This is a genomic window from uncultured Agathobaculum sp. (assembly GCF_963927765.1).
Lineage (GTDB): Bacteria > Bacillota > Clostridia > Oscillospirales > Butyricicoccaceae > Agathobaculum.
The window spans coordinates 1-8,113 of the sequence record NZ_CAWVCU010000029.1 but is presented as its reverse complement, the minus strand read 5'-3'; the positions used below and the strand labels follow the sequence as shown (position 1 = coordinate 8,113).

Genomic DNA, 8,113 nt, shown 5'->3' with positions numbered 1-8,113 from the left:
GACAGGCCCGAGCGGCGCAACCGGCCCGACTGGTCCGACAGGCCCGAGCGGCGCAACCGGCCCGACTGGTCCGACAGGCCCGAGCGGTCCGACCGGCCCGAGTGGCCTGACCGGTCCGACTGGCCCGACAGGTCCGACCGGCCCAACCGGCCCAACTGGTCCGAGCGGTGCAACTGGTCCGACTGGCCCGAGCGGTCCGACTGGTCCGACAGGCCCGACCGGTGCAACCGGCCCGACGGGTCCTGGCACGGATGTTCAGTTGTTATCCGCCTATTCCACGCCGCCGCAACCCGGTACCGGCCAGACGTCGTTGCTGTTTGATCGGAATGCGCAATCTTATGGCAATGCCGTGAGTCATACGGCAAATAGCCCCACCTTTACGATCAATCAACCGGGTGTTTATACCCTTGCATTCAATGGTGGCTTTGCTCCGGCGAAAAGCGTGAGTTTTCCGCTCAACCTCAGTACGGTTGCTCAGCTCAACGGTACAGGGTTGCCGGGCGCCGCGGCGCAGCACAATTTTACCAATACCAACGATGTTGTCAATCAGTCGTTTACTGTTCCGTTTACCGTTTCGTCTGTCCCGGCAACGCTGCAAGTCGTCAGCACAGCCAACGGCTTTTTATATAGTAACATTTCTGCAACGGTGACTCGAAACGGCGATATTCCGACCTAAATGCATGCGGGCAACGCAAGTGCCTGTCTGCGAAAACGGCCCGGCTGCTTAAGCGGCCGGGCCTTGTGCTGCTTTCTGGATAAAAATGCTGAAAAAGAGCGAATATATCCGAAAATAGGAATAAATAGGTTCGACTTCTTGTAGGGGGTATGCTATACTATACGTATTCTATAAGCATCAGCCGGATAGAACATCGAAGCATATGAAAAGAAGGGAAACGGCATGACGATTTTAACCTGCGAATGTGGAAATGAAATTTATATCATGGATGAAACCCAAGCGACTGCATGGCAATGTGACGCATGTGGACAGTGGTATGATTTTTTTGGTGTGAAAGTGGCGCAGCCGGGGCAAAATGAACCCAAACTCTCGCCGCATTTGATTAACTGGAGTGCAGGTGAAGATCTGTAAAAGGAGAATGAGATGATCAATAAACAAAAAATTGCGCTGTTGACGGACTCCTGTGCAGATATTCCGCAGGCATTGGTGCGGCGGTATGACATTTATGTTGTACCGCTCAAGTTAATTTTTTCGGATGGCGAATATGCTGATGGTGTGGATATTACACCGGATGAAGTGTATCGTCGACTGCCGCAGGAAATTCCCAAGACAACACTGCCGAGCGGCGATATGGTGGAGCAGGCGTTTGCCCGGATCAAGCAAGCGGGATATACCAAGGTGCTGGCGATCAACCTGTCTGGTGGCCTGAGCGGTACCGGCAATATGGTGCGCTTGATCGGGGAGCAGACCGCCGGCTTAGAGGTCGCTGCGTTTGATACGCGGAGCGGCTCTCTGGGCATTGGTATGACGGTGATACAAGCGGCGCGCTGGATCGAAGAAGGCTGGTCGTGGAGCGAACTGCTGCATGCCATGCCTGTGTTGATTGAGAACACGCATGTGTTTTTCTGCGTGGATACGTTAGAGTATTTGCAAAAGGGCGGGCGTATCGGCAAAATTGCAGCCGTAGCGGGAACACTGCTGCAAATCAAACCGATCATTTCCTTTACACCGGATGGGGAATTGACCAGCGTTGCCAAAATCCGAGGACGAAAAGCGGCGATGCAGAAAATGGTGCAGCTGGCTATGGCACTGGTGCCGCGCAGCGTCCCCTTCAATTTGGCGGTCGCACATGGGGACTCGCCGTCGGAACTCAAGGAGATACGGGAGCTCGCGCGGAAAAGCCTGCCGGATTATCAGCATTTGATGGAGGGGGAAATCGACTGCACGCTGGGGGCGTATGTGGGGCCGCACCTGCTGGGCGTCGGTGTGCAAATGCTGACCGAAGCACTTTCTGCTGTGGGGAAAGAAAATTAACGGTACTGTAACTTTTGTATTTCGGTTTTAATGCTATAATAAACCAATAGAGAATATATTCAATCAGTAACTGGTAGGAAGGAATGAACGGAAAATGACATATCAATCGGCGTACCGGACAACGTACCGGCGCCACAGGCATCGTCGCCGCAACAGCCATTATGGCGTGCTGATCGCACTGATTTTGGTGGTGATCATTGCAGTCCCAGTCGCGTTTCATGTTGTAAAAGGAATATCCAGTGCGATTTTTGGTGGGGATCGGAATCAGCTGGTATACCAAGTTGACAATGCACGCGCGTTTGCAGATGGTAAAGTGGTCGATTTGAGCGGTGCTGCTCCGTATCGCGACAGCAGCGGGACAGTCTTTGTGTCGGCAAAGTCCTTGTGTGACAACCTAAAGCTGGAGCTATCTTGGGAGGACAGCAGCAAAACTGCTGTGATCACAGAGGGTAAGGATACGCTGCGCGTACAGGTAGACAGCAAAACCGCACAGTTCAATGAGGAAACGAAAACCTTGTCAGCAGCGCCGGTCCTGAAGGACAGCACTCTTTATGTGCCGGTTCGTGATATCTGTCAGGCATTTTCATGGCAGGTAGGCGAGTTGGGCGCGGACATGGGCGACTTGGTCGTGATTTCACAGTCCAAAAAGGCGCTGGATGATGAGAAGATGGGCAAGATTGCGGACGAAGCATTGTCTGAGCTTGGTCCATCCGAGGCACAGCTGGCGGCTGATAGCGTGCTCATGCGCACGGATTCCGATAAGCTGCAATATCAGGGCGAGACCCGGCAGATGAAGGAAGAAGGCGAGCATCGCGGCGCACCTGTCAAGGAACGGGATGGCCTGCAATATGTGCCGCTGAGCGCAGCAGTGACGACATTGGGCGGCACAGCCTCCTTTGATGGCAGTCACGAATGGACGGTAGACTATAACGGCATTCAATCGAAAATACAGGATAATGGAAAGGCTAAGGTCAACGGCGATCGCGTGAAGGGCAATAATATCAGCGCATTCACCGATGAGGACAGCGGACGGTTTTATGTATCCGCACCGCTGTTTGCCGCAGTGCTTGGCAAAACCTATACGGGTCTGGAGGATGGCGCATTTGTATTCGCCGGAACCTCGCTCGATGGCTTTGACAGCCAAAAAGCCTATCTGTCTGCACAGACAAATGGGCTGACGCAGGCGGTAAGCGCGGATATTCCGGATGCGGATGTGTATATTGCGCTGACGTTTGATGATGGACCGACCGGTGCGATCGATGGCTATCCGAACGGACTGACGGCATATTTGCTGGATGGACTGAAGGAACGAGGCGCGCATGCGACCTTCTTTATGGTAGGCGACCGTGTTAACATGTTCAGCAGTACGCTGCCGCGGCTGGTGTCCGAAGGGCATGAATTGGGCAACCATACGATGACCCATCCCATGCAGCATCTGACCGGATTGAATACGGATGGAATTCGACAGGAGATTTCTTCCGCAACGAATACTATTCAGGAGAAAGCAGGGCAGGCTCCCACGGTATTGCGTCCGGTTGGTGGCGGCGTGAACAGCGATGTGAAGGCGGTTGCGAAGGAACTGGGACTTCCGATCATCAACTGGAACGTGGATACGCAGGACTGGAAGAACCGCAATGCGCAGAGCGTACACGATGCGATCGTAAATGCAGGGGACGGATCGGTGGTTTTGATGCATGACCTGTATCCGACTTCGGTAGAGGGCGTGCTGTCGGCCATTGACGAACTGCAAAGCCGCACGGATAAAACCTATGCGTTTGTGACGGTTTCCGAGCTTGCGGCAGTCAAGGGCATTACACTGGAGCCTGGCGTTGTCTACAATGGCTTGACTGATAAGGTTGCGCAGGAGATTGCGGACGGCACCTATGCGCCGACGGAATTTACCTGATGATTAGCAATAAGTAAAAAGCAATGGAAGCCACCAGCCTGTTTGACACAGGCTGGTGGCTTTGTTTGTGCAGAGAAAAAGCAGGCAGACGCAAAAGCGTCTACCTGCTTTTTGTGATGCTTGTTGTTATCTGCGGCGTCTGCGCTGATAATTGGTGTTTTCATAGCGTGAACGCAGGTTTTTGCGCTGCTTGCGGCGGCGTATGCCACCGAAGGTCAGGTTGAATAGGATATACAGTACAACAGATACGGCCAGAACGATCAGAATGACCTTAAATACTGTGCTTTGGAAGAAATTGCTCAGCTTGTCGGCATAATAGAGCACGGGGCTTCTTTCCACATCGCTGAGCGCCACCAGTTCGACAGTGCCGTAATTGATGCCGTTGTAGGAATAGGTGACGCTGCCGATCACATCGCCTGCTTTGATCGGCGCGTCCACGCTGTCCGGTGCGGTGATAGGAGGATCTTGGGTGAGTGCCTCGAGATCCAAATCCTTAGGAACCAGAGCTACCAAATCGTTTTTGGCAGTCAGCACCAGCTTATCCGTGTCAGTGGATAACTCCACATCGATTTGCTTGACGGTATCGCCTTGCTTGACAAGCGTTTTGGAGACGAAGTTTTCAAAACCCCACTCAAACAGCGCTTTGGTATCTGTGAAGCTGGCAGGGATTTCAGGATATTCTGCCGATTTGTCGTCACATCCCATGACCACGGAGTACAGTTCAGCGTCGCCATATTTTGCGTAGCCTGCAAAACAGTTGCCCGCCTGCGAGGTGTTTCCGGTTTTGATGCCCAAGCAGTAGTTATACGCATAAGCGGCGTATGAGCTGAGGATGAGCTTGTTGGTGGTCAGGATGATGCGTTCGTCCTGCATGTTGGTTTTGGACATGCGGTGCTGTACGGTGGAAACGATGTCCGCAAAGGTTTCGTCCTGCATAGCGGCATAGCTGATTTTGTACAGGTCGCGTGCGGTGGTGTAATGGTCATCATCGTGCAGACCACAGGGATTGACAAAGTGTGTGCCGGTGCAGCCCAGCTCAGCGGCGCGTTCATTCATCATATTGACGAAGTTTTCATAGGTGCCGCCGACATGACGGGCGAGCATGTAGGCCGCCTCGTTGGCCGACGGCAGCATCAGTGCATACAGAAGATCCTCGACAGTAACGGTTTCGCCTTGCTTGATGCCGGCATTGGAACTGTCTGCGGATAAGTTTTCAAAGTCCGATGCCTCGGCTGTGACCGTTTCGCTCAGGTCGGTCACGTTTTCGAGCACGATCAGCGCGGTCATAATTTTGGTGGTGGAAGCCGGATAGCGGCGCTCGTCCGCATTTTTCTCATACAGCACCATGCCGGTGCTCGGGCTGATGAGCAGCGCGGCTTCGGCGTTGAGCGTGGGTGCATTGGATGCGGCGGCAATGACATTGGCATTGTCTGCTTGACTGGAAGCGTCAATAGTGCTTTCTGTGTCGGTGCCTTCCGTGTCACTGTCGGTATCTGAATAGTCGGAAACCGTGTCCTCGTCCTCGGGCGCGGCGAGCGCCTGCGGCAGCGGGACCACGGCAAACAGCAAAATGAAGCACAGGGCAAGCGCTGTGCAGCGATTCCATAATATATTATTTTTCATTGGTATCCCCCAGTGAGAAGTCAGCATCGGTAAAGTGGCCACGCAGCGCCGCCGGTTTAGGCGGCACGCGGCGCAGGGGATCGTATCGGAACGAACGGCAATGATCGGTTCCGTCTACTACACCGCGGCGGCGGCAGGCAATGCGCTGGCCATCAGCCAGCGGTGTGCCATGAGCACAATAAGTACAGCGTGGCTCAATATTTTTGCGCAGCAGCTTTTTCAGCTTCATGCGTCAGGTCACTCCAATCTAATGTTCTGTGACCCATTATATCTTATTTTTCGCTTTTTTTCCAGACCAAATTGTAAACAACATCAAAAGCAATATCAGGAAGGAAATCGGATAATGACGCTGCGATGCGGCGCTGCCCATGGGGGCGAAGGCTGGCAGTATGGCGGGCGAAATGCGGGTCACAAGTGCGGTGAGGGCGGCTGCCATAGCACCGTGCAGCAGTTTACAGGCGGCAAATCCATGCATGGACAGACCGGCGGGCTCTGCCAATGCGCGTGCTTGAAACTGCACGGCCAGCCCGCCAAAGCCCAGCAGAAACGAGGTAAGGGTTAGCTTTACACTGCTTGGCAGCGGCAATGTGCGAAGCGCATCCAGACCGGAGGTCAGCTCCAGCATACCGGAGAGCGCATGGCCGTAGGGAAGATATGATAAAACCGGCTGCGCCAGCCGCAGCAGCACGCAAAAAACAGTCAGAAAAGCGGTGGCGGTCAGGGCGGTAGCAGCAGCCTGCTGTACGGCGGCGCAAAAAATGGCGGGAAAACTCTGGGTGGGCGCACGATCCGGCGGAGCGGTCAGCTCGGTTTTGGGAGTGTGTTGTGCTGGGCGTGCAACCAGCAGTCCGGTGAGCAGGGCGGTCAGAATGTGGATGCCGTAAAGCATCGCACCCGTGCGCGCACTGCCGAAAATGCCGAGCCCGGCAAGTCCAATGCAGAAGCCGGGGCTGGCACAGTTGCAGAAGGCGTTGACCCGTGCCGCGGTATCGCGCGAAAGCACGCCCTGCCGCAACAGATCGACCGTGGTCGCGGTACCAACCGGATAGCCGCCGGTAAGCCCAAGGATGACGGCGGGGGCGGCAGAGGATGGAAGACGGTACAGCCATGCGAGCGGACGTGCGGCGGGGCGGGTCAGCGCTTGTGCCAGTCCGCTGCGCACCAGCAGGCCGCTTGCCAGAAAAAACGGGAACAGCGCGGGCAGCGCCTGTCCGGCGGCAAGGGAAAGACCGTTGCGCACGCCGTCAGCGCAGGCGGCGGGAAACAGCAGGAACGCTGCAAATAGGGCAAGGGATAAAAAGAGTTTCATGCACGCACCTCCGATGCATCAGGATATGCAGCGCTGTCAAGTTTGATGCTGCCACCGCATACAATAGCCCGAACGGAGGAGGGACGCAAATGGCGCATGACGGGTTGGGCGAGCTGATCGACGATCTGCATGGCTTCTGGCCGCGCGTGGAGATCATCGGCAACAGCCGCGTGGTGGTGGAAAACCATCGCGGTATTCAGGAATATGAGCAGGGGCTGCTGCGAGTAAAGTGCAGCGGCTGTGAGGTACGCATCGTGGGAGCGGGACTAGAACTGACCGCGCTTTCGCTGGATGAACTGGCGGTCACCGGGACGATCGTCTCGGTAGAGTATACGACGGCAGGATAACGGAAAGGGGATGGGACTATGCTTGCGCGGCTCTGGCGTCTGGCACGCGGACAGGTGCGCGTGCGCGTGACGGGTGCAAGCCTGCCGCGCTTTCTCAATTTGTGCGCTGCAAAAGAGTTGATGCTGCGGCGGATGGAGCGCACCGCGTGGAATGAAATGTATGTCACCCTATCGCTTGCGGATTTTCGTGCGCTGCGGCGGTACATGGGGCGCACGGGATGCCGGGTCCATATCGTGCAGCGGCGGGGGATGCCGTTTTGGGCGGCGCGCTTGCGGCCGCGCACCGCATTGTGGGGTGGTCTTGCGCTGCTGATACTGCTTTGCTGGGTGTTGTGTGCGCATATCTGGTCGATCGAAGCGCATATCGACCCTGCGCTCGATGAGGCAGAGGTGATGCAGCAGCTGGAAGAGTTAGGTGTACATATCGGTGCGCGTATCAGCGAACTGGATACGCGCAGCATCCGCTGGAAGATGCTCGGCAAGCAGCCGAATATGACGTTTTTATCGCTCAACATCCGCGGGAACAGCCTGACAATCGAAGCTTACGGCGTTACACCGCCGGAGGAGAAAATTGATCAGAATGCGGTTGTCAAGGTCGTTGCCGCGCGGGAGGGCGTCATCAAAAGCGTGAAAGCGCTTGAGGGGCAGCCTATGGTGCAGGCGGGGGATGCGGTCGAAACAGGCGACACGCTCATCAGCGGCTTGGTATCCCCCACGCGGGAGGAGGGAAATTACCACCTGACACATGCGCGCGGTGAGGTAGAGGCATATACGATGCATCAGGTGTCGGCGGCGCGCGCGCTCGAAACCGAAAACAAGGTATATACCGGCAAGGTGCGGCGGCAGTATGCGCTGGTTTTGGGAAATCATCGGTTAAATTTATATATTGGGAGTGGAATTGACGGGGGCACCTGTGATAAAATAATAGAAACCAGAAC

General features: G+C 55.4%; 9 protein-coding genes. 6 read left to right on the top strand and 3 right to left on the bottom strand.

Annotated features, from left to right (window positions below):
• From ABGT74_RS01865 to ABGT74_RS01850, 4 genes are all read left to right on the top strand, one after another.
• Nucleotides 1–676, top strand: a 676-nt coding sequence (locus ABGT74_RS01865; protein WP_346704227.1) for a collagen-like protein, incomplete at its 5' end; no start/stop codon positions are given.
• Between the two features lie 222 nt (nt 677–898).
• Entirely contained in the window at nt 899–1,087 is a 189-nt protein-coding gene (locus ABGT74_RS01860) for a hypothetical protein (protein ID WP_346704226.1), read from the top strand.
• Between the two features lie 12 nt (nt 1,088–1,099).
• A complete protein-coding gene (locus ABGT74_RS01855; RefSeq protein WP_346704225.1) occupies nt 1,100–1,990 on the top strand; it encodes a DegV family protein in 891 nt (296 codons plus the stop codon).
• A gap of 94 nt (nt 1,991–2,084) precedes the next feature.
• Nucleotides 2,085–3,896, top strand: coding sequence for a polysaccharide deacetylase family protein (locus tag ABGT74_RS01850; RefSeq protein ID WP_346704224.1), 1,812 nt, complete (start codon nt 2,085–2,087; stop codon nt 3,894–3,896).
• 126 nt (nt 3,897–4,022) lie between these two features.
• On the opposite strand, the gene ABGT74_RS01845 is transcribed toward ABGT74_RS01850, so the two are convergent.
• Genes ABGT74_RS01845 through ABGT74_RS01835 form a run of 3 tightly spaced genes read right to left on the bottom strand, consistent with a single transcriptional unit; the run spans nt 4,023 to nt 6,828 of the window.
• Entirely contained in the window at nt 4,023–5,519 is a 1,497-nt protein-coding gene (locus tag ABGT74_RS01845) for a D-alanyl-D-alanine carboxypeptidase family protein (RefSeq protein WP_346704223.1), read from the bottom strand.
• Nucleotides 5,509–5,748 carry a hypothetical protein gene (locus tag ABGT74_RS01840; RefSeq protein WP_297283214.1) on the bottom strand — a complete coding sequence of 80 codons (240 nt, stop codon included), beginning with the start codon at nt 5,746–5,748 and terminating at the stop codon, nt 5,509–5,511. The genes ABGT74_RS01845 and ABGT74_RS01840 overlap by 11 nt, the downstream gene beginning before the upstream one ends.
• Before the next feature lie 36 nt (nt 5,749–5,784).
• Entirely contained in the window at nt 5,785–6,828 is a 1,044-nt protein-coding gene (locus ABGT74_RS01835) for a hypothetical protein (RefSeq protein ID WP_346704222.1), read from the bottom strand.
• Between the two features lie 89 nt (nt 6,829–6,917).
• On the opposite strand from ABGT74_RS01835, the gene ABGT74_RS01830 reads away from it, so the two are divergent.
• Nucleotides 6,918–7,175: a YabP/YqfC family sporulation protein gene (locus ABGT74_RS01830; protein WP_346704221.1), complete on the top strand. Its 258-nt coding sequence runs from the start codon at nt 6,918–6,920 to the stop codon at nt 7,173–7,175.
• Between the two features lie 18 nt (nt 7,176–7,193).
• Nucleotides 7,194–8,113 (top strand): sporulation protein YqfD (locus ABGT74_RS01825; RefSeq protein WP_346704220.1); only part of this gene is annotated, 920 nt, incomplete at its 3' end.